Annotated in this window: 18 protein-coding genes and 1 pseudogene; 11 read left to right on the forward strand and 8 right to left on the reverse strand. The window is 71.6% G+C overall.

What is annotated here, in order from left to right; genetic code table 11:
- The coding region (locus ACWFR3_RS13085) for a hypothetical protein (protein ID WP_453734624.1) at nt 1-191 on the reverse strand (191 nt) is incomplete at its 3' end.
- A gap of 261 nt (nt 192-452) precedes the next feature.
- Between ACWFR3_RS13085 and ACWFR3_RS13090 the strand changes: the two genes are divergently transcribed.
- Nucleotides 453-701, forward strand: coding sequence for a hypothetical protein (locus ACWFR3_RS13090; protein WP_453734625.1), 249 nt, complete (start codon nt 453-455; stop codon nt 699-701).
- 83 nt (nt 702-784) lie between these two features.
- On the opposite strand, the gene ACWFR3_RS13095 is transcribed toward ACWFR3_RS13090, so the two are convergent.
- The 4 genes from ACWFR3_RS13095 to ACWFR3_RS13110 all read right to left on the reverse strand — a co-directional run bounded on the left by ACWFR3_RS13095 (nt 785) and on the right by ACWFR3_RS13110 (nt 5,392).
- Nucleotides 785-2,455 carry an amidase family protein gene (locus ACWFR3_RS13095; protein WP_453734626.1) on the reverse strand — a complete coding sequence of 557 codons (1,671 nt, stop codon included), beginning with the start codon at nt 2,453-2,455 and terminating at the stop codon, nt 785-787.
- A 184-nt stretch (nt 2,456-2,639) separates the two neighbouring features.
- Nucleotides 2,640-3,899, reverse strand: coding sequence for an MFS transporter (locus ACWFR3_RS13100; RefSeq protein ID WP_453734627.1), 1,260 nt, complete (start codon nt 3,897-3,899; stop codon nt 2,640-2,642).
- Nucleotides 3,900-3,975: 76 nt separating this feature from the next.
- Nucleotides 3,976-4,551, reverse strand: a complete 576-nt coding sequence (locus ACWFR3_RS13105) for a helix-turn-helix domain-containing protein (protein WP_453734628.1) — start codon at nt 4,549-4,551, stop codon at nt 3,976-3,978.
- Nucleotides 4,552-4,732: 181 nt separating this feature from the next.
- Nucleotides 4,733-5,392 carry a DUF4232 domain-containing protein gene (locus ACWFR3_RS13110; RefSeq protein ID WP_453734629.1) on the reverse strand — a complete coding sequence of 220 codons (660 nt, stop codon included), beginning with the start codon at nt 5,390-5,392 and terminating at the stop codon, nt 4,733-4,735.
- A 418-nt stretch (nt 5,393-5,810) separates the two neighbouring features.
- On the opposite strand from ACWFR3_RS13110, the pseudogene ACWFR3_RS13115 reads away from it, so the two are divergent.
- The 4 genes and pseudogenes from ACWFR3_RS13115 to ACWFR3_RS13130 form a co-directional block, all read left to right on the forward strand.
- Nucleotides 5,811-6,602, forward strand: a pseudogene (locus ACWFR3_RS13115) (phytanoyl-CoA dioxygenase family protein); the annotation flags it as partial.
- A gap of 201 nt (nt 6,603-6,803) precedes the next feature.
- Nucleotides 6,804-7,004, forward strand: coding sequence for a hypothetical protein (locus tag ACWFR3_RS13120; protein WP_453734630.1), 201 nt, complete (start codon nt 6,804-6,806; stop codon nt 7,002-7,004).
- A 9-nt stretch (nt 7,005-7,013) separates the two neighbouring features.
- Nucleotides 7,014-7,283: a hypothetical protein gene (locus ACWFR3_RS13125; protein WP_453734631.1), complete on the forward strand. Its 270-nt coding sequence runs from the start codon at nt 7,014-7,016 to the stop codon at nt 7,281-7,283.
- Nucleotides 7,284-7,365: 82 nt separating this feature from the next.
- Nucleotides 7,366-7,827 carry an SRPBCC family protein gene (locus tag ACWFR3_RS13130; RefSeq protein ID WP_453734632.1) on the forward strand — a complete coding sequence of 154 codons (462 nt, stop codon included), beginning with the start codon at nt 7,366-7,368 and terminating at the stop codon, nt 7,825-7,827.
- Nucleotides 7,828-8,001: 174 nt separating this feature from the next.
- Here ACWFR3_RS13130 and ACWFR3_RS13135 read toward each other — a convergent pair whose 3' ends face one another.
- Entirely contained in the window at nt 8,002-8,853 is an 852-nt protein-coding gene (locus tag ACWFR3_RS13135) for a GNAT family N-acetyltransferase (RefSeq protein WP_453734633.1), read from the reverse strand.
- Nucleotides 8,854-9,127: 274 nt separating this feature from the next.
- Between ACWFR3_RS13135 and ACWFR3_RS13140 the strand changes: the two genes are divergently transcribed.
- The 4 genes from ACWFR3_RS13140 to ACWFR3_RS13155 all read left to right on the forward strand — a co-directional run bounded on the left by ACWFR3_RS13140 (nt 9,128) and on the right by ACWFR3_RS13155 (nt 14,384).
- Nucleotides 9,128-9,814, forward strand: a complete 687-nt coding sequence (locus tag ACWFR3_RS13140; protein WP_453734634.1) for a FadR/GntR family transcriptional regulator — start codon at nt 9,128-9,130, stop codon at nt 9,812-9,814.
- Nucleotides 9,811-11,238: a hypothetical protein gene (locus ACWFR3_RS13145; RefSeq protein ID WP_453734635.1), complete on the forward strand. Its 1,428-nt coding sequence runs from the start codon at nt 9,811-9,813 to the stop codon at nt 11,236-11,238. Before ACWFR3_RS13140 ends, ACWFR3_RS13145 begins: the two co-directional genes overlap by 4 nt.
- The gene (locus ACWFR3_RS13150) at nt 11,235-13,091 is read left to right on the forward strand and encodes a GMC family oxidoreductase N-terminal domain-containing protein (RefSeq protein ID WP_453734636.1); all 1,857 of its coding nucleotides are present in this window, start codon (nt 11,235-11,237) and stop codon (nt 13,089-13,091) included. The genes ACWFR3_RS13145 and ACWFR3_RS13150 overlap by 4 nt, the downstream gene beginning before the upstream one ends.
- A gap of 114 nt (nt 13,092-13,205) precedes the next feature.
- A complete protein-coding gene (locus ACWFR3_RS13155; RefSeq protein ID WP_453734637.1) occupies nt 13,206-14,384 on the forward strand; it encodes a PucR family transcriptional regulator in 1,179 nt (392 codons plus the stop codon).
- 44 nt (nt 14,385-14,428) lie between these two features.
- On the opposite strand, the gene ACWFR3_RS13160 is transcribed toward ACWFR3_RS13155, so the two are convergent.
- Entirely contained in the window at nt 14,429-15,310 is an 882-nt protein-coding gene (locus ACWFR3_RS13160) for an alpha/beta hydrolase family protein (RefSeq protein ID WP_453734638.1), read from the reverse strand.
- A 303-nt stretch (nt 15,311-15,613) separates the two neighbouring features.
- Between ACWFR3_RS13160 and ACWFR3_RS13165 the strand changes: the two genes are divergently transcribed.
- Both ACWFR3_RS13165 and ACWFR3_RS13170 read left to right on the forward strand, forming a co-directional pair.
- On the forward strand, nt 15,614-16,552 hold the full coding sequence (locus ACWFR3_RS13165; protein WP_453734639.1) for a hypothetical protein: 939 nt from the start codon (nt 15,614-15,616) through the stop codon (nt 16,550-16,552).
- Nucleotides 16,553-16,807: 255 nt separating this feature from the next.
- The gene (locus tag ACWFR3_RS13170) at nt 16,808-17,317 is read left to right on the forward strand and encodes a hypothetical protein (RefSeq protein WP_453734640.1); all 510 of its coding nucleotides are present in this window, start codon (nt 16,808-16,810) and stop codon (nt 17,315-17,317) included.
- Nucleotides 17,318-17,472: 155 nt separating this feature from the next.
- Here ACWFR3_RS13170 and ACWFR3_RS13175 read toward each other — a convergent pair whose 3' ends face one another.
- Complete coding sequence (locus tag ACWFR3_RS13175; protein WP_453734641.1) at nt 17,473-18,057, reverse strand: TetR/AcrR family transcriptional regulator; 585 nt, start codon at nt 18,055-18,057, stop codon at nt 17,473-17,475.
- Between the last annotated feature and the right edge of the window lie 29 nt (nt 18,058-18,086).

Genomic DNA, 18,086 nt, shown 5'->3' on the forward strand with positions numbered 1-18,086 from the left:
GAGCCGTCGCGCAGCTTCACCGTCTTGGCGCGCTTGGCCTTGGCGTGCGCCGCCGATTCGGCCGTCACGGAGGTGGGGGCGGTCGTGTGCGGGGCCGTGGCGGCCATGGCGCCTGACGCGGCGCCGAGGCTGATGCCGGCGGTGGCGATGGCGGCGATGGCGGTGGTGCGCAGAGTGCGGGGGGTACGCATGGTGAAAAGGGGCCCTCTCGGGTCGGTTCCAGCTGGCGGGGGGATGTTTCCGCTTCGTCGCGGCGACATCTACGAAGTTACGCAGCCCACATCAAAGCCTCCCGTAGGAGATGTAACAGTCATCACTCGCATTTCACGCAAAATGGACAGCGTGGGGGTTGTTTCGCAGTAAAATTCCCTGCACCACGGCCCGGCTCCGGCTTCACCCGGCCGGGCGGCCCTGCGGATGCGCCGCCCGCGACAACACGTGACGCTGGCGATATGACCGAGCCGCTCCCCGTCGTCGTATCCCCGCCCTCCCCGACCGGTGGCCGCCGCGTCCGCGTGGACGGACAGATCCTCGGCCTGGCACACAACGTGGCCGACATCGTGGAATTCCTGCGCCGGGCCGGCATGGACGAGGCCGACACCTACATGGTCGAGACGTCGATGTTCATCGACTGGCGGGGCGGCGGCCCCGAGGTGTGGTCCCGATCCCGGGGCGGGGGAGAGGGCCCGGCCGGCGCTTGAGGTGCCGCACATCCCCGCCGGGATGCAGAAGGGCTGCTGACGCCTCGCGGACGTCAGCAGCCCCTCCGTATCCCGTCCCGTACTTACCGTGGCGCGCCGGCCCCGGCCGTCGGCAGGTAGCGCGGTGCCCGCCAGGCCTTCAGCCGGTGCTCCACGGCCGCCCCCAGCGACAGCAACCCGGCGTCCTGGTGGTCACCGGCCATCAGGAGCAGGCCGACCGGCAGTTCGTGCACGGACCCGGCGGGCACCGAGAGGGAGGGGTATCCGGCGACGGCCGCCGGTGTGGAGGAGGGGATGACGTCGTTGTCGCCGCGTGCGCAGTCGGTCGTCCAGGCGGGCGGGTTGGTGGGCGCGGCGATGGCGTCCAGGTGATGGGTCGCCATGGTCTCGTCGATGGAGCGCCGGGAGAGATCCTTCAACTCCGCGCGCATGGCCAGGTACTTGGGGTCGGTGGTGGGCGGCGCGGCCAGGGCCTGCTCGAACAGCTCCTGGCCGGCGAAACAGGTCTGTTCCCCGGCGTGGCCGCGGTTGAACTCGATCAGCTCGGCGAGGTCGCGGGGTCCGTTGCGCGTGGCGAGATAGGCGTCGATGTCCCGGTGGAACTCGCTGAGCAGCGCCGGGAATTCGAGTTCGGCCAGCCGCGCCTGGTACGGGGGTGTCACCTCGAAGACCACGGCTCCGGCCTTGCGCAGCTTCGCCGCCGTACGGGTCATCACCGCGTCGACGTCGTCTCCGAGCGAGGGCAGGCGCCACAGGCCGATCCGCTTGCCGCGCAGGCCGGTGCCGTACTGCGCCGCCGCTTCCTTGGCAGCCGGGAGGCCGGAGGCGCCCGCGCGGCTCTGGAGGCCCGGCAGACCTGCGAGGCCGCCGGAGCGGGCGCCGTCACCGCGCGAGCTCTTGCCCTCGCTCAGCACCGAGAGCGTGAGCGCGGTGTCGATGACGTTGCGCGCCATGGGCCCGGCCGTGTCCTGTTCGGCAGAGATCGGCACGACGCCCGACCCGCTGACCAGGCCGAGGCTGGGCTTGTGGCCGACGACGCCGTTCATTCCTGCGGGGCACACGATGGACCCGTCCGTCTCGGTGCCGATCGCCACCTGTGACAGTGACGCGGCGAGCGCGGCGGCCGAGCCGGCGGAGGATCCGCACGGGTTGCGGTCCAGGACGTAGGGGTTGTTGGTCTGCCCGCCCACCGCCGACCACCCCGATGTCGGCTTGGCCGCGCGGAAGTTGGCCCACTCGGACAGGTTGGTCTTGCCCAGGATCACCGCCCCCGCCTTGCGCAGCCGGGTCACCAGCTCGGCATCGGTGTCGGGCGGGCTCCCGGCGAGCGCCAGCGACCCGGCCGTCGTCGGCATGTCGCGGGTGTCCACGTTGTCCTTGAGCAGCACGGGAATGCCGTCCAGCGGCCCCAGAGTCTTGCCGTGCCGGTGCCTGGCATCGCTGGCGGCCGCCTGGCGCAGGGCCGTGGGGCTGGTCCGCAGCACCGCATGAATCTTGGGGTCGACTCTGTCGATACGCCGCAGGTAGGCCCGGGTCAGCGCCGACGCGGTCAGCGAACCGTCGTCCATGCGGGCCTGCAACTCGGGAATCGTCACGGTGTCCAGGTCGACCCCGGGTGCGAGAGCGGAATCCGTCGGCGGCGAGTCGCTGGCGGTGCCGTGCTCGGCGGCCTGCGCGCCGGCGTTTGGTAAGCCCGTCAGAAGGGACCCCGCGACAAGGGCGGCGGTCATTGCGGCAATGCTCTTCTTCCCCATGCGGGTCAGCGCACTACACGAGCCGCGTCCGGCGCAAGGGTGCGGGGCTTACGCAAGGCTGGATGTCGGTCTTCGATCCGGGGAGGCGTCCGGGGCTTGGCCGGGATGGGCTTGGCTGGGAGGGGCTTGGCCGGGAGGAGGCCCGGTGCGCGCGTCGGGCGTCGGCGCCGGCTTGACGTGTCGCCTAATGCCGGGTGCGCGACTTGCTTCGCGTACGCGGGCGGCGGGTGTCCGAAGGGGTGCTGGGGGAGGGCTGTGCACGGGAGAGGACGACCGCGATGACCGCGGCTGCCATCGCGGCGGACATGATGGCGAAGCCGGCGGAGAACGTGGCTGCACGGGCTGCCAGGCCCAGTGCGAGGGAGCCGAGCCCGGTGCCGCTGTCGTAGCCGATGTTCCACGCGACCGACGTGATGTGCCGGTTCTCCGTGCCCGCACGGTTGAATGCCTGCACCAGCGTGAGGCTCTGGAGTCCTCCGTAGGCGGCTCCCAGCAGAAGCAGTCCGGACAGCAGGATGAGGACGCTGTCGCCGTCCGAACCGACAGCCAGGGCGATCAGCGCCAGGCCCGCGCACGCGGCCGAGACGAGGATCGCGCTGATCGGTCGCGGGGCGATCCGGTCGGCCAGTTCTCCGCAGCCCCAGCGGGCCAGCGCGGCGGTGGCGGTGAGGGTGAGCAGGCTCGCGGCGGCGAGCGCGGGGGTGTCGGTGAACTGCGGGGCGAAGGTGAGGATCGCACCGCCTGCGGCCGTGACCAGGAGCAGGACGGTGAGCGGGAGCAGGATGCGGCGCAGCACTGTGCTCGCGGGGGTGTGATGCTGCGGCTGGTCGGGCCGGTGCGGGGTGTCGGTGCGGGTTTCGACGGTGTGGGTTTCGACGGTGCGGCCGAGGGTCCGTGTCCAGGGCAGTGCGAGGACGGGAAGAACACCGCAGGCGATGATCGCGGGGAGGGTGATCGTGTCCATCAGCCACGGTGCCGCCGGGGTGAGGACGACCTGGGGCAGGGCGATGGCGAGGCCGTAGAGGCCTATGGCTGCTCCCTGGCGTCCACGGGGCGCCAGGGAGGCTACGGCGATGGAGCCGCAGACCGTGATGATGCCGAAGCCCGCTCCGCGCAGAGCGGTCGTCAGCAACACGGGCCACAGCTGGTCGCTGAGGGCTTGCAGGAGGGCGGGCAGGCCGAGCAGGAGAGCGCCGAGCGCCAGAGTGCGGGTCCATCCGAGCCTGCGCAGCGCTGTCTTGACGCCCAGTTGGGCCAGGACGGTGGTGGCCATCAGGACGGCGGTGACGAGTCCGGAGCCGAATTCGTCGGCTCCTCCGCTGACGGCCCACGCCGGTGTGACCGGCAGCAGGAGGGCGAAACCGGAGAAGCAGAACAGCACCACGAGCAGCAACTGCGGTATGCCCGGGGAGCGGAGGACGGATTCTTTCGCGGGTGCAGACATGGACCTCGGTTGTCCTTGATCTTCGAGGCGGGTGAGGGGCAGGGAAGACGGGTGAGGCGGAGGGCAGGGGGTGCGGTCAGGCGGGGCCGGGCGGCAGGTGGACGGTCATGATCAGGTGGCAGGTCCCGTCGCCGTCGCCGCGGTAGGTGTGGGTCACATCGCCGTTGAAGGTGGCGGTCTGCCCGGCCTCGACGGGATGCGCGGCGCCGTCGACAAGCAGGATCATGCGCCCCCGGGTGACGCTGACGGTCTCCACGACGCCGGCCTGGTGGGGGTGGCTGGGGTACTCCTCGCCGGGCTCGAGCTCCCAGCACCAGACTTCGACCGGGGCGGGCCCGGAGGTCGTCAGCATCAGCCGGGCCGCGCTGCCCTGAGGTCCTGCCCACAGCGGCATCACGCTGTCGACGGAGACGATCCGGACGGGCTGCTGCGAGGCCCCCTCCGTCAGGGCCGACACCGAGATACCGAGAGTGTCGGCCAGCCGGACCAGGGTGGCGAAGTTCGGGTTGCCCCGGGCCTTTTCCAGCGCGCACAGGGAGCCTTTGCTGACCTTGGCGCGCCGTCCGAGTTCGTCCAGGGACAGTCCCGCGCGGGTGCGCGCCGCTCTGACGTTGTGTGCGAGCGTCCGCAGCGCCGCCGGGGTTTCTGTCATCGGTTCACTCCCCTCCGCCGTCCGGTGTGTTGGGCTGCGCGGCCCTTCAGCCGAAGCACCACGTTCGTTTAACTGTACTGTTTGGTCGTTCTATTGATACTAAAGGGCGGTGAACGCCGAACGACCGCCCCCTTGCGGGGACGGTCGCACGGTCGACTGGACGGGCTCCGGGAGGTGCGGGTCAGTTCGCCCCGCCCTGACCGGCGCTGCCGATCGCGCCGACCTTCACCGGGGAGCCGGCGCCGTCCGTGACGGGCAGCGTCTTCGCGCCCGGCCATTCAAGGGCGAAGGACTTCGTCTCACCCGGCGGGGTCACCACAAGCCCCGTGACACTGACACCGGAGCCGCCCGAGTCGTTCACCGGGTAGGTGACGCCGAAGGAGACCGATTCCCCGTCCTTGAGGACACCCGGGTCGGCCGGCTCACCCGTGCGCTTCGCCGACAGCGCCCCCTCGCTGGTCTTCAGGTCGACGCCCGCGAACCCGGATATCGCACAGTCCTTGCCGCCGCCGTTCAGCATCGTCACCGCGACGGTGCCTTCGGTGTCGCCGTCGATGGTGCTGTCCTGCGCCGAGATCTCCAGGTCGTCGGTGCGGCACTTGGCCAGGTCGGCGTTCTCCTCGGACCCTGCCCCGGCGTCCGTGCCCTGCCCGCCGGACTTCCCGCCGGAGTCCTTGCCGCCGCCCTGCTCCGATCCGCCCGAGCCCGAACCGCTGTCCGAGGAAGACGAGGACGCGGCCGACGGATCACCCTGTCCCGCTACGTCCTCGTCGTTGCAGGCCGTGAGCGAGAGACTCGCGGCAACGGCCAGGGCGGCGAAGGTGAGCTTGTGAACGCGCATCGTCTATTTCCTCAGAATCGGTTGGGGTGCCGGCTGCTCGCCATGGGTGAGCATTTCTGATCAACAGGAGTCGGCCGGCCCGGTGAACCGTTCCGCGCAACTACCCCCTAATACATCCCTGTTACACACATGCCAGGCACCACACACACCACCACCGCGCACCACCCGCCCCTCCCGCGCTCCTGCTCTGCCCCCGTCCACCGCGGTAGACGGGCCTGAACGCGGCCCACCCGCGCAACCCGGGGGAGCGCGGCTCATGTGCCGGGACAGCGGTTCCCGCCAGGGTCGCGCAGGCGTTCGCATCCGCCGCTCGCTGGGACAGACCCGTAACCCGGCATCCCTTGACCCGACGGTGCCCGACAGAGGCGGTGCGGAAAGTGTGGGGTGACGAGGACCGACGACGCCACACGATGGGCGCATGGACGACACGACCTTGGTATCCCGCTTCCTCCGCGACGGCTTCGTGAAGCTGGAGGGCGCCGTCGCACCGCGCGTGGCCACCGACTGCGCGCGACTGCTGTGGCGGGAGACGGGCCTCGACCCGGACGATCCGGCGAGCTGGACGCAGCCCGTGCACTGGGTGGCCGGCATGGCACAAGGACCGTTCGCCGCCGCCCCCAACTCCCCGGCCCTGCACCGCGCGTACGACCTGCTCGTCGGCGCCGGGCGCTGGGAGCCGCGCTACTCGCTGGGCACGTTCCCGCTGCGCTTCCCGCACGAGGAGGAGCCGGACGACGCGGGCTGACACATCGAGGGGAGTTATCTGCCGGAGGGCGAGAGCTGGTACTTCACCAACCTGCGCTCCCGCGGCCGGTCGCTGCTGATGCTGTTCCTGTTCAGCGAGGTCGGTGAGCAGGACGCCCCGACCCGGATCCGGATCGGCTCGCACCTCGACGTGCCGAAGGTTCTTGAGAAGTACGACGAGGAGGGAGCCAGCGGCCTGACCCTGGCCCCCGACCTGGTGGCGGCTTCCGCCCGCCGGCCACTCGCCCTCGCCACCGGATCCCCGGGCGACGTCTTCCTGTGCCATCCGTTCCTGGTCCACGCCGCGCAGCCGCACCACGGAACCAGGCCGCGCTTCATGGCCCAGCCGCCGCTGATGCCGGCCGCGCCGTACGAACTGGAGCGGGCCGACGGCGCGTACTCACCCGTGGAGATCGCGATCCGACGGGGCCTGGGACGGCACACCCCCGGTCCGGACGGGGACGGCCCCGGTCCGGACGGGGACGGCCCCGGTCCGGACGGGGACGGTGCCGACTACGGCGCCGGTCAAGACGCCCGTGCGGACGCGGACCGGATGCGCTCTGACCTGCCGGTACGCCAGGAGTGATGCCCCCTGATATCAGGAGCGCTACCATCCGAATGTCAACCCGCAATCACGGATCGTGATCCCACAGCCCGGGAGGGCGGCATGAGTCAACAGCCGTGGACCGACGAGGAGTTCGCCGACCTCGACGAAACCATCGACGCCGCGCGGGTGTCCGGCAACGAGGAACTCGCCGCCTACTGGCAGGGCATCCGGGACGGCAAGACGCCGACCGCGGACTGGGAGGACCTGCGGGTGAAACTGTATGCGCATCACGGCATCGACGTGAGCGACCACGCGGCATAATCAGGCGCCATGGCGTCCACTCACGGCAGACCCGGAGCCCGGATCGTTCTCGGCCCCGTCGCAGCGGAACAAGCCGGCCGCTTCACTCCCGCCGAACAGATCGCCGTGGACCGGGCCTTGGCCGCCATCGCCGCCGACCCCACGATCGGCATCGCGCGTACCCGGACCGAACACGGGGGAATCGTGTGGCAGTACCGGGCGCCCGGCACCGGCGTCCGCATCGTTTACATGATGACCGTCCGGCGCACCACCGTCACCGTGGCGTACTTCGAGGCCTGAGACAGGATGACGCCCCGCGGCCGGGGCACCCGGATCACCGTCCGCCGCTGGTCCCGGTTCCGTGATCGTGTAAGGGTGCCCTATGACGACAGAGCGATTCGAAGTGCAGCGCCAGGTAGCAGCGCCCCCGGAAAAGATTTTCGCATTGCTGTGCGACCCCTCCGGGCACGTGGCGATCGACAGCTCAGGCATGCTGCAGTCCGCAGAGGGGGACCCGGCACGCGGGGCCGGCGATGAATTCGTCGTCCACATGGATCGCGAGGCGCTCAACGACTACCCGATGGGCAAGTACGACGTCACCGTGATCATCACGAAATTCGAGCAGGACGCCCTGATCGAATGGACCATCTCCGGCCAGGTGCAGCCCCCGATCCGCCACCTCTACGGCTACCGGCTCGAGGCCAGCGAGGGCGGCACCCTGGCCACCTCGTACTACGACTGGAGCGAGATCGAGGAACGCTACCGGGACGCGGGCATCTTCCCGGTCATCCCCGAGGCAGGCCTGCGCGCGACCCTCGGAATCCTGGCGCGGAACGTGGAGTAGCAGTAATCCCCGAAGACCTCTGCTCAGCGGGGACGGCCCGCGGGCCGATTACGCGGTCACGCGATCAGGCGCAGCCAGGCCCGACGGCGGGGGCCGGGGACTGGGGACTGGGGACCGGCGAGCTCGGCTCGTGAGCGCCGCGCCGGGGAAGTCCGCGGCAGGGCTGCGGGCAGTTCAGGGCTGCTTCAGCAGAATGGCGCGGGTGTAGAGCAGATCGAAGCCCTGGCGCTGCGCGTTCTGCTGGGACTTGGATCCCGGCTGGGTGGTGATGACGGCGACGTCGCAGCCGGCGGCTGCGGCATGGGCGAGCCGGTAGGAGAGCAGCGCGGTCTGGACGCCCCGGCGGCGGTGTGCGGGTGCGGTCGCCGCGCCCGTGAGCTGCGCGATGCCCTCTGCCGTACGGAAACTGGCGCCGCCGGCGACGACCCCGTCGCGCAGCGCGACCCAGCGCGTCACGCCGGCCGCCGCCGTGAGATCACGCATGGCCGTGGCGATGATCTCGCGCGGAAACTCTTCGTGCGAGGGCACCCCTTGGGCGTCGGGGTGCGCAAAGCCCTCTGCCACGACGTCCAGCCAGGGCTCGAACTCGTCGTCGCCGCTGGGCCGGACCTCGACCCCGGCCGGCGTGACGCGCTCGCGCCCGGCCTTGAGGGTCAGGCCGAGCACATTCTCAAAGGAGACGAGGTGATAGCCCCGTTCGGTCAGCAGGGCGGCGATCGCGGGGTCGGCGAGGTGGGCGAGCTCGATCTGTACGGGGGAGCCGCAGGCGGCAAAGGCCCGTTCGGCCTCGTCGAGAGCGGATGCGCTCGGCACACCGCCGAAGCCGAGCCCCGCAACCTTGTTGAGCGGCGAGCCCTCCTCGGCGAAACTCGCCACGCCGCCGGCGAGCGGCATCACGAAGCCCTCGCTGTCCGCCCTGCGACGGCGGGTGGCCTCGCTGCCCTTGGCGATGAGCTGTGCCTCGACCCGCTCGATGCGCTCGGCCAGAGCCGTGTCGCAGAAGAGGGGCAAACGATCGGCATCCATGGCTTGTCTGTACTCCCTTTTCCGCCGGGGACGTTCTTGCCCCAGCCGTGTCGTCCCAGCCTCGCGGACACGCAGGAGGCACTCAAGCAGGCGGGGCGGGTATCGGCCTGGTCGCATGACGCCCCGGGATGGGATCTGCCGGAGTCCGAGCCGCCTCTCTCCGCTCGGGTGTGCAGGGGCCCTTGACGCCGCAGCGCCGACCCTGTTCTCCTGACCTTACGTCAGTGGATGAGCCACTCATTCACTCATCAACCCCCGCACTGAGAGGCCACCCGTGGAGACGCTGCCGCGCGAGACCGTCGTCGATCTGCTCGAGGGGCGGCTGCGGGAGGGCATCCTCACCGGCCGGTATCCCGCCGGGAGTTACCTGCCGCCCGAGCGCGAACTGGCCGATGGTTACGGCGTCACCCGCACCACGCTCAAGCACGCCTTCGGCCGGCTCATCCAGGCCGGGCTGCTGGAGACCCGCCATGGCGTGGGCACCCGCGTGCGCGACTACACGCGGCTCGGCGGCGCCGACCTGCTGCCCATGCTGGTGCGCCACAGCCCGGCCTGGATCACAGAGGTCTTCGAAGTCCGGCGCAGCATCGGCGCGTTGATCGCCGGGCGGGCGGCGGCCAAGGCGACTGAGGGGCAGCGCGACGAATTGCGCACTCTGATCGAGGCGGTCCGGGCCGCGCAGAGCGCGGATGCGGTGCAGCTGGCGGATGTCGAGGTGCACCGCGCGCTCGCCCGCGCCACCGGCAACCGGGTATACGTCCTGCTCACCAACACCCTGTTCAACGCCTATCTGCCGGTCAGGTCAGCCCTGGTGGAGCCCTTCACCGACCCGGACGTCGCGCACGCCCGCCTCGCACCGGTGGTCGACGCCGTCGTGCGGGGCGACGAGACGGCGGCCCACTCGGCCGCCGAGGGCTATCTGACCGCCACCGAGCGCATCATGCTGGAGGGCCTCAAGTGAGCCCGCGCGGGACGCAGTTCGCGGAGACCATGCTGGGCACCGCCCGGCTCGACGGCGACGGGAGCGACCGCCGGACCCGGCTCGACCTGCGGGTCAGCGCGGATACGGTGCTCCGGCCGCTGGGCACGACCCGGGCGCGTCTGGCCGGGCGGATCCGGATAGCCGGGTGGGCCGATGACGCCCACGCCCCGGGCGATCTGGAGATATCGCCGCTCGCGCGCCGCCGCATCCGCTACCGCCTGACCTTCATCGCCCGGGGGCGCCGGCTGACCCTGGACGGCTGGAAGTCCATCACTCCGCTGCACCCGGTGCGGTCGATGACCGTCCTGCCCTTCACGCTGTATGAGACGCACGAGGGTGAGGAGCGGCCCATCGGGTCCGGGACCCTGCGCTTCCCGCTGGCCGGCGGCCTGGCCGCCTTCCTGCTGAGCTTTCGTTTCCCGCGCCGCGAGGACGGCGTCCCACTGATGAAGCCGCGCTGGAAGGGGGAGGCGGGCCGCACCGAGGTCTGGTACACCACTGCGACCGACCCGGTCACCGGCAGCGGACTGTGGCTGCACCATGAACTGGTCGCCCCCGCCGACGGGGCACCGCCGTTCGCGCACGGCTGGGCTGCCGTCTTCCCTGCGGAAGGTCCGGTCACGCACGCACGGTTCGGCCCCGAGCCCTGGCGCGCAGGCGACACCGAACCCTGGCGGGCGGGCGACACCGACGGCTTCACTGCCAACGGCATCCGCGCCCGCCCCGGACAACTCACCGGCAGCGCCGGGCACATCCAATGGGAGCTGGCCGAACACCCGCAAGACGGCCCGCTGTTCACCTTCCCGCACTGGTCCTGGCGCCGGCCGCTGCTGCCCGCAGCCCAGCTCCTGCCCGCGGCCCGGGCCTCGTACGACGGCAGCGTGACCTACGGCGGCAACAAGCTGACCCTGCACCGCGCTCCCGGAGCCTCCGCCCGCATCTACGGGCACGGCAACGCCCGGCGCTGGTCCTGGCTGCACGCCGACCTCGGCGGCGGTGACGTACTGGAGATCGTGGCCGCTGTCTCGATGCGGCCGGGGCTGCGGCGGCTGCCGCCCCTGGTCTTCTTGCGGCTGCGGCGCCGGGGACGCACCTGGCCGCGCCGGGCCGAGCGCACCGCGGTGGGCTGGGCGGGCCTCGGTCGCTTCAAGGCCGATCTCGGCCTGCCCCGCTGGACGGTGACCGGACGCAGCGGGCTGCGCCGTATCCGCGTCGAGGTGACCCAGGCCGAGGAGCGCACTTTGCACCTGGACTACGCCGACCCGGACGGGACGCCGGCCACCTGCCACAACAGCGAGCGAGCCGATGCCGTCATCCGGCTGGAACGGTGGTGGGGCCGCTGGCGCCCGGAGGCCGCGTGGGACCTGGACGGCACCGCGCACGCTGAGGTAGGCACCCGGTGAGCCTGACCGGTCTTGTCGCCGCGCTCCTCGCGGACGACGGCAGCCGGCGCTGGCCCGCACGGGTACCGCAGCGGCTCCAGGACGTACTGGACTCGATGCCCGCACCCGCCCGTGCCGGGGTACGCAGCGCCGCGGCCGCCGCGGACGCCTACGCCCTCGCGCGAACCGGACGGCGCCTCGCAGGACTTGAACCCGCCGAACGCGACACCGTGATGGAAGCGCTGGGTGCCCGGCCCGCACTGGTGCCGCTTCTGGATCTGCTCAAGGTGCCGGTGCTGCTCGCGGCAGGCACGGAGCGGATGCTCGAGCATGGCGCGCGGACCGGGCCGTTGGCCCCACCGGACGATCCGCCGCTGGACTGCACGCCCGCCGGGCAGTGGCCCGACCGGTCCACCGCGGACGCGGTCGTGATCGGCTCCGGCGCCGGGGGCGCCATGGCGGCGCGTACCCTCGCCCGGGCCGGATATCGCACCGTCGTCCTGGAGGAAGGGGACCACCACACCACCGCGTCCTTCGGCCGGCGCGCGCCACTGGACCGGTTCGCCGCGCTCTACCGCGACGGCGGGGCCACCGTCGCCGCCGGCCGCCCGCCCCTGCTGCTGCCGACGGGCCGTGCGGTGGGCGGCACCACGATCGTCAACTCCGGCACCTGCTACCGCACACCGGGCCATGTCGTCGAGCGGTGGCGCAGTGAGTTCGGCTTCGCCCTCGCCCGGGGGCTCGACACGCATCTGGACGAGGCCGAGCGCACCCTGCGGGTGGCGACCCAGCCACTGGACGTCCTGGGCAACAACGGGCGCCTGGCGCTGGCAGGCGCCGCCGGACTGGGCTGGAGGGCCGGGCCCCTGCGCCGTAACGCGCCCGGCTGCAAGGGCTCGTGCCAGTGCGTCGTCGGCTGCCCGACCGGCGCCAAACAGAGCGTGCAGCTTTCGGTGCTGCCCGACGCCTGCGCCGCCGGCGCACGGATCGTGACCGGGGCCAGGGTCCGCACCATCCTGGTCGACGCCGACCGGCCCGGCGGCCCACGCGCGGCCGGTGTCCGCGTACGCCGCGCGGACGGCAGCGACCTGGAAATCCTCAGCCCGCTGGTGGTCGTCGCGGCCGGCGCGCTGCAGTCCCCGCCGTTGCTGCGCCGCTCGGGCCTGGGCGGCCACCCGCGTCTGGGCCGCAACCTCAGCGTGCACCCGGCGACCAGCGTGGCGGGACGGTTCGCCGAGCCGGTGACGGCCTGGGAAGGCGTGCTGCAAAGCGTCGGCGTCGAAGAGCTGCACCACGAGGGAATTCTCGTCGAAGCCACCGCCACGCCCCCGGGGATGAGCAGCTTCGTCCTGCCGGGCGTGGGCCGCGAACTGCGCCGCGAACTCGACTCCGCCCATCACCTCGCCACCTTCGGAGCGATGATCGCCGACCTGCCATCGGGCCGGGTGCTGGGGCGCGGGCGCACCCTGATCCGCTACGACCTCCACCCGCGCGACGCGCACCGCCTCATGACAGCAGTGCACGCCATGGGCCGCCTGCTCTTCGCCGCCGGCGCCCACGAGATCCTCACCGGCATCCCCGCCGCACCCCGCGCCCGCTCCCTCCGCGAACTCGACGTACTGCTCGACAGGGTGACGGCCCGACAGCTGCACCTGTCCGCCTTCCACCCCACCGGCACGGTCGCCGCCGGCAGCGACCCCCAGCGGGCACCGGCCGACCCCGAGGGACGCCTGCGCGGCGTCCACGGCGTCCTGATCGCCGACGGCTCCGTGCTGCCCGCCTGCCCGGAAGTCAACCCGCAGCTGAGCATCATGGCCACGGCACTGGCAATCACCGGCCGGCACGTGCGGAACGAGGGAGGCGACGCGCATTGAGCCGGCGCCCATCGTGGGAGACCCGGCGGAGGGAGCCTCGGGTCCCGCGGCCCGCCCCGGGCAAGCACAGATCGTGGGTTCCCCCTGTGGGTGCAGACACATAATGTGCCGGGCATGACAGAAGGCGAACCGGCGCTGCGCAGCCGCCTCGCGCGGACGCTGCTCGCCGACCTCGACGGGCTCACCGCGCAGGTGGTGGCGGACATCCGCGCGCACAGTCAGGCCTATGCCTCCGGAGGCATGGTCTCCGCCGACGATCTGCGGGCGATCTGCCGGGACAACCTGGCTCTGGCCCTGGAGGACTTCGGCGGCCTGCCGGCCAGCGCCGGCGACATCGAGGCGGCGGCCACCGAGACCGGGCGGCGGCGTGCGGAGCAGGGCATCCCGCTGGATTCCGTCCTGCACGCCTACCGGCGCGGCGGCCGGGTGATGTGGCAGGCCATGACGCAGCCGCTGCGCGGTCCGGCGGCGGCCGAGCAGGATCTGGTCCTGGAGGTCGCGGGGGCGCTGTGGGAGACCATCGACCGCTTCTCGACGGTGGTGTCGGATGCCTACCGGCTCATGCAGCTGGAGCTGCACCACCGTGAGGACTCGCGGCGCGGCGCCCTCCTGGAGGCCCTCCTGGACGGGCGCGGCAGCGACCTCGCGGTGGCGGCGGCCGCGGCGGCGGCGCTGGGAGTGCCCGTACGCGACCGCTTCGCGGTGGTGGTGGTCGACCAGAATCCGGCGGCGCCGCCGGACCCGGGCCCGGCGCTGCGGGCGGCGGGCATGTGGTCGTTCTGGCGCACCCGCGCCGAACGGTACGCGGGCCTCGTACGACTGGGACCCGCCCAGCCGCACGAACTGACCGCCGTGCTGCGCAAGGAACTTGACGGTACGGCCGGCATCTCCCCGCCGTTCGAGGAGCTGACGGCGGCGGGCACCGCCCGCCGCCTGGCCGAGCGTGCCCTGCGCACGCTGGCACCGGGCAGCGGAGCGGTGGCCGAACTCGACGAACGCCTGGTGCAGGCGGCGTTCACCGGCGACCCGGAGATAGCCGCCCGGCTGGTCACCCGCTACCTGGACGGGGTCCTCACATGCGGCTCCGAGCGGGTGGTGCTCCTTGAGACGCTGCGGGTCTGGCTGGACGCCGGGTGCTCGGCATCCCGTGCCGCCGAGGAACTGTACTGCCACCGCAACACGGTGCTCAACCGCATCATCCGTATCGCCGAACTCACCGGCTGGTCCACGGAGTCGGGCGAGGCCAGGCTCGGCTGGGCACTGTCGCTGCGCGTGATGGAGGCGCCGAGCTGAGCACCGCGGAGGGAGGGTCCGGCCGGGTCGCCGACCTCCGCCGGTCAGGAGCCGGGAGCCGTCACGGCCGGGACTTGCGCGTTGCGCTGCCAATCGGACCACAGGACCGTGTCCGAGCAGTAGCCGCAGCCGGGGCCGAAGAACTCGGCCCCGGCCTGCTCGTCACCCATCAGCCAATAGCGCAGCCAGGCCGTCGTGGGGGCGCGGAACGCTCCGCCGTCCGCGATGGAGCTCAAATGCCCGGCGCCGCGGACCTCCCCGTAGACGGCCGGGACGTGATCGGAGTCGCGGTAGAAGGCCCGCACCAGCGAGGGCCACACGATCAGGTCGCGCTGTCCTGCGAGATAGAAGACGGGTTCGTCCATGCCGTCGGGGTCGGCGAGCGGTCCGGGCTGGATGGGAACGGCCGTGTCCACCCGGGGATCGACGGCTGCGTTGATGGCCGCCGCCCCGCCCTGTGAGTGGCCGGCGGAGCCGATGTGTTCGAGGTCGACCTTCTGGTGGAAAGGGCTGGCGCTGTCGGCATTACGCCGTTCCAGGACGTCGATGCCCGCCCGCATGCTGATGGCGAAGTTGGAGGTGGGCGTGTTGGCCGCGGCCACGATGAAGCCATGGCTGGCCCAGTGGCGCAGCAGGGAACTGTAGATGCCCGGCACCGCACCGGTCCCGTTGCCCCAGATGATCACCGGGTGCCGCTCGCCCGACTGCCCCATGGACGCCGGGTAGTAGAAGGTGTGCACCGCCTGGATGTCGACCTGCACTTCGTAGGGGCCCGGCTGCCCCCAGTCCCTGCCGACCGAGGGGATGGCACCGGGGGTCGAACCGGCCTCCGGCCCGGCCGCGCCAGCCGTCCCGGGCACGGCGGCCAGGGAGAGCAGCGTGGTGAGCAGGAGACTGCAGAGCGTGCGGCGTTTTCTGCCTGGCATCGGAGCTCCTTGGTCAGGTGTTGGCGCGAGGCGTCAGTCGCGTACGTGGCTGACCGCCCATGTTGATGCGTTCGCCCGCCGCTGTCCCGCTTCAGCTGCCCCGTTCTGCCGTCCCCCGCTTGGGCATTCGCACACCCTGCCGCCGAAGGCCAGGCTCGGCGGTTCCATGGCTCCGGCAGCCATGTGCTCCCCTCGGCTGATTCTCCCTCCGCCTGAGTAGGGACACGGATACGCCTGGCGGTTGACGCCCGTGGGGGCCGAGGTGCATGAGGCTCGAACTCCGTTATGCAAAAGGGGAGTTCAGTGGATCGATGGGATCGGCTCGGGAGCATCGCTGCGTATGGGGCGGCGCTGGCGCTGACGCCCTACTTGCTGATCAAGGTGTCGTGGGTGATCGGTTCGCTCCTGGGGCTGCTGCCGGTCGGGGCCGGGTTCGGCAAGGCGGAGTGGGTGGTGCTCAACAGCGCGACGATCGCCATGGCAGGGACGGGGATCGTGGTCGCGCTCGCGCTGGTGCGGCCGTGGGGGATGCGCATACCGGGTGCGCCGTTGGCCTTCTGCGCTTGGGTCGGGACGGGGTTTCTCGTCCCGGTGTTGCCCTACGCGGTTCTCAGTTCGCTCCTTGGCTCGGCGGACGGCAGTTCCAAGGGAGGTAGCGAGACCGACCCGTCGACGCCGGTCTGGGAGGCCGCGCTGGTTCAGACGGGCTTCATCGGCATGGGGCTGGGTCTTGCCATCGCGCTGCCCGCGTACTTGCGGCGGCGCTGGCCGGACGCGTTCGCGGGCCGGCTGGGGGACGGCGGGGCGGGGACGACCGGGGCGCTGGCGATGGCCGTGGTCGGCGCCGCCGTCGGTCTGATCTGGCTGTACTGGGCGGCGGGCGGCACGGCAGGTATCGCCCGCGAGGGCGAGCGGGACCTTGCTTGGCATGCGCTGTGCGCAGTCTTCGGGTCGTGGGCGTTGGTGGCGTCCGCCGCCACCCGGGCCCTCGCCCGGCGACGGCCCGCACGAGTTCCCCGGTGGGGTCCGATGGTGCTCGGCTGGCTCGGCTCGGGGTCGTTGTTCGCCTGGAGCGGCTGGAAGTTGGCGTTCACCCTGTACCTGGCGGCCGCGCGACCGGCTGATGCGGCCCTGCCGGAAAACCTCGCGCTCGCGGCGGTCCTGCACTTGGCGGCGGTGGGGACGGGTGCGGCGATGTTGCGGGCGCTGGTTCGGACGCGGCTGGTGGCATCGGCTCCGTAGCCGCCGCTCTCCTGTGTGCGTCACTCGCCAGCGCGGGCCGCCGGCGCGACGCGAGCACGACGCCAGCGCGATGCCAGCGCGATGCCAGCAGGGGCGCTGCGACGGACGAAAAAGCCCCTGTGAGGGGACCAACCGCCGGACCTTCCGCTTTGTCCTCTGGCTCTGACGCGTGGTTCCGGGCACCATCTCCTTACTCCACCTGCACCACAGCCGTCCCACCGTCAGCACGGTCATCAGCAGGAAGGAATTCCCCCCATGCGCATCCGTTCCGCCCTCACCGCGCTCGCACTGTCCGCAGGCGCCCTGATCGCACCGGGTTTCGGCGTCCTCACCACGGCCACCGACGCCTTCGCCGCCACCAAGATCAGCCACGCCACCGCCACGTCGATGTTCCGCGACGCCGGCGTCACCTGGTCGTCTTCCGGCGGCTGCTCGAACCGCAACAACCCCACGTGTACATCCTTCGACCAGCTCAACCTCGCCACCGCGCAAGGCGCCCGCACGCTCAAGAGCGCCAGCGGGTGCGCCCTGAACATCACGGGTGGCACGGAGACCGGCCACGCGAGCGGCACGTACTCTCACTGGAACGGATACAAGCTCGACTTCGGCAAGACCACCTGCGTCACGAACTACGTCAAGAACACCTTCACCTACATCGGACCGCGGGGTGACGGCGCGCCGCAGTACAAGTCCGGCTCCGGCAACATCTACGCCGACGAGGGCAACCACTGGGACGTCCTCTACTACAACTGCGGTGGCTGCTGACCTTTCCGAGCCCGGCCCCGCCCCGCCTGCCGCCCACCGGCATGCCGCACCAGCGTGTCAACAGGCCGCCGCCGTCTGCCCGTTCGATCAGACGGCGGCGGCCTGTTCAGGAGCAGGAAGCCGCCGCGGGTGCGTGCGGCCGCGAGGCGCGGTGTCTACAGGGCGCGTTCGAGCAGGATCTCTGCTGCCGCGCGCGCGTGCCGGCCGTAGTCCGCGTCGTCCAGGACCATGGCTCGACTGGCCGCGCCGTCCGCGAGGATGACCAGTTGTTCGGCCAGGGCGGCGGGCTCCCGGCAGCCCAGCTCCCTCGTCAGTGCGGTGACCAGTTGCACCATCCGCAGTTTCTGTTCGCGGGCGTAGGAATGGACCGCGCTTTTCGGGTCGGGGAACTCCGCGGCGGCATCGATGAAGGGGCATCCGCGCACCGGAGCCGCGTCCGGTGCGGGCTGGTCGAACAGGCCGAGGATCCGTTCCCGCGGGGGGATGTCCTCGCGGGTCAGCACGCTCTCCAGGGTGGCGCCCGACGCCGCGAGGTCCTGCAGGTGCGCGATGACCAGGTCGCTCTTGGTCCGGAAGTGCGCGTAGAGCGTGCGCTTGGACACCGGTGCTTCCTCCGCGACCTGTTCCATGCCGGTCGCGTTGATCCCCTGGACCGCGAACAGTTGGGCGGCGGCAGCCAGGATGCGCTCCCGGCCTCCGCGTCCCCGCCCTCGGGGTGCGGCAGTCGTCGTCGTGCTCATGCCGCAAGTATACGTACGCGTTTACTTCG

Source organism: Streptomyces sp. NPDC055189 (genome assembly GCF_053606765.1).

Coding starts and splice junctions, on each gene's coding strand:
- ACWFR3_RS13130 (WP_453734632.1), top strand. CDS start 7,366: ATGACGACAGAGCGATTCGAAGTGCAGCGCCAGGTAGCAGCGCCCCCG.
- ACWFR3_RS13090 (WP_453734625.1), top strand. CDS start 453: ATGACCGAGCCGCTCCCCGTCGTCGTATCCCCGCCCTCCCCGACCGGT.
- ACWFR3_RS13160 (WP_453734638.1), bottom strand. CDS start 15,310: ATGCCAGGCAGAAAACGCCGCACGCTCTGCAGTCTCCTGCTCACCACG.
- ACWFR3_RS13120 (WP_453734630.1), top strand. CDS start 6,804: ATGAGTCAACAGCCGTGGACCGACGAGGAGTTCGCCGACCTCGACGAA.
- ACWFR3_RS13135 (WP_453734633.1), bottom strand. CDS start 8,853: ATGGATGCCGATCGTTTGCCCCTCTTCTGCGACACGGCTCTGGCCGAG.
- ACWFR3_RS13175 (WP_453734641.1), bottom strand. CDS start 18,057: ATGAGCACGACGACGACTGCCGCACCCCGAGGGCGGGGACGCGGAGGC.
- ACWFR3_RS13170 (WP_453734640.1), top strand. CDS start 16,808: ATGCGCATCCGTTCCGCCCTCACCGCGCTCGCACTGTCCGCAGGCGCC.
- ACWFR3_RS13100 (WP_453734627.1), bottom strand. CDS start 3,899: ATGTCTGCACCCGCGAAAGAATCCGTCCTCCGCTCCCCGGGCATACCG.
- ACWFR3_RS13155 (WP_453734637.1), top strand. CDS start 13,206: ATGACAGAAGGCGAACCGGCGCTGCGCAGCCGCCTCGCGCGGACGCTG.
- ACWFR3_RS13095 (WP_453734626.1), bottom strand. CDS start 2,455: ATGGGGAAGAAGAGCATTGCCGCAATGACCGCCGCCCTTGTCGCGGGG.
- ACWFR3_RS13125 (WP_453734631.1), top strand. CDS start 7,014: ATGGCGTCCACTCACGGCAGACCCGGAGCCCGGATCGTTCTCGGCCCC.
- ACWFR3_RS13105 (WP_453734628.1), bottom strand. CDS start 4,551: ATGACAGAAACCCCGGCGGCGCTGCGGACGCTCGCACACAACGTCAGA.
- ACWFR3_RS13110 (WP_453734629.1), bottom strand. CDS start 5,392: ATGCGCGTTCACAAGCTCACCTTCGCCGCCCTGGCCGTTGCCGCGAGT.